Annotated in this window: 2 protein-coding genes and 1 rRNA gene (1 of these 3 cut by a window edge); 1 reads left to right on the top strand and 2 read right to left on the bottom strand. The window is 70.3% G+C overall.

Features of this window, described 5'->3' with window-relative positions; all coding sequences use genetic code 11:
• A 5S ribosomal RNA gene (gene rrf / locus ASF49_RS24880) occupies positions 1-77 on the top strand; the annotation flags it as partial.
• A gap of 236 nt (positions 78-313) precedes the next feature.
• Here rrf and ASF49_RS18520 read toward each other — a convergent pair.
• Together ASF49_RS18520 and ASF49_RS18515 are read right to left on the bottom strand one after the other, a co-directional pair.
• Positions 314-721: a hypothetical protein gene (locus ASF49_RS18520; RefSeq protein ID WP_056476362.1), complete on the bottom strand. Its 408-nt coding sequence runs from the start codon at positions 719-721 to the stop codon at positions 314-316.
• 2 nt (positions 722-723) lie between these two features.
• A protein-coding gene (locus ASF49_RS18515; RefSeq protein WP_056476360.1) for a ParA family protein crosses the window boundary here: on the bottom strand, positions 724-1,269 show its 3' portion. The gene runs 111 nt beyond the window's last position; 546 of the gene's 657 nt are visible here — the last part of the coding sequence; its start codon lies beyond the right edge, outside the window; it ends in the stop codon at positions 724-726.

Genomic DNA, 1,269 nt, shown 5'->3' with positions numbered 1-1,269 from the left:
CTCGAACTCGGCCGTTAAACACACCAGCGCCCATGGTACTGTGTCTCAAGACACGGGAGAGTCGGTCGCCGCCAGACCTGCCCAGAACAAGACATTCCCTCCAGACGATCGTCGAAACGCAGAAAGGCCGCCCCCCGGGGCGGCCTTTCTGCGTTTCGGGCCTTCCAACGGATGTCCGGTGTCCCGATGCATGTTTGGCGTCCGTTGGGCCATGGCCCTGCGGACGCCGGCCGGCCCACCGCCAGGGCGTCCACAAGGTTCGGATCCGGCCTGCGGACAGTGATTGTCCGGACAGGATCCCTTCGGACACCGCCTAGCGCAGGCGGCGCCCATCCTGCGGGATGGCCGAGAGGTCGAAGGCGTAGCCCTTGGCCGCCAGGGCCTCGAGGATCAGGTACTTCACGGTCACCCGGCGATCGAGAGCCTCCTGCCGCAGGGCCGTCCAGACGGGATCCGGCACCTCGACCTTCAGGACCGCTGCCTTGGGCGGCCTCGTGGAAGCCAGGGCCTCCGTGGCCTCGGCTGGTACGCTCCCGGCGCCCTCGATGGCCTCGGCCGGCCGGGGCTCGTCGGAGATCCGGGCCGCGGCCGGCGGCGCCTGAGGGGCGCTCGAGGCCCGCGTGAAGCCGAGGTCGCTCGTGGCGGCCGCCAGTTGCCAGGCATCCTCTGGGCTCGTATGCGGCCGCGGACGGGGCGAGGGCAGGAATGGAGGCTTGCTCATCGTCAGACTCCCTGCTGCTCGGCCAGGATGGCGAGGAGCTCGTTCAGGACACCGCCCACCTCGGCGGCGGCCTTCGGATCGCCCCCCGGCCCGGCCGGCGTCGATCCCGTGAAGTGCATGGACTGGTACGCGGCCCGCTGGATCACCTCGGTCCGCAGCAGCGGAATGCCGGCGCCCTGGATCTCTTCCCGGGCATGCTGGGCGACGCGGCTCTGCAGGGGTGACATCTGGGTCAGCACCACCCGGGCCGGGATCGATCGGCGCAGCATGCGCTCGGCCCGCTGCACCACCTCGTAGGTCCGGAACACCTCCTGCAGGTCCATTCCCGAGATCTTGGTGGGGATCAGCACGAGGTCCGACTCGGCGATCGCGTAGGTGACGGCCTGCGAGGCGGCGCCCTCGAGGTCCACCAGGACGATCCCGTACCGCGTCGCCGCCTCCGCGATGCGGTCGAGGATGACGGTCTCCGTCACCCCCGAGATGACCGCGACGGTGGAATCCGTCCTCGCGCGCTCGCGCCACGAGCCCACATGCCCGTTCGGGTCGGC

The organism is Methylobacterium sp. Leaf104 (assembly GCF_001422885.1).
In the GTDB taxonomy this organism is placed as follows: Bacteria; Pseudomonadota; Alphaproteobacteria; order Rhizobiales; family Beijerinckiaceae; genus Methylobacterium.
This window is presented reverse-complemented; position numbering and strand designations above follow the sequence as displayed.

What these genes read in the sequence shown, in the direction of transcription:
- ASF49_RS18520 (WP_056476362.1), bottom strand. Translation starts at nt 721, where the DNA reads ATGAGCAAGCCTCCATTCCTGCCCTCGCCCCGTCCGCGGCCGCATACG.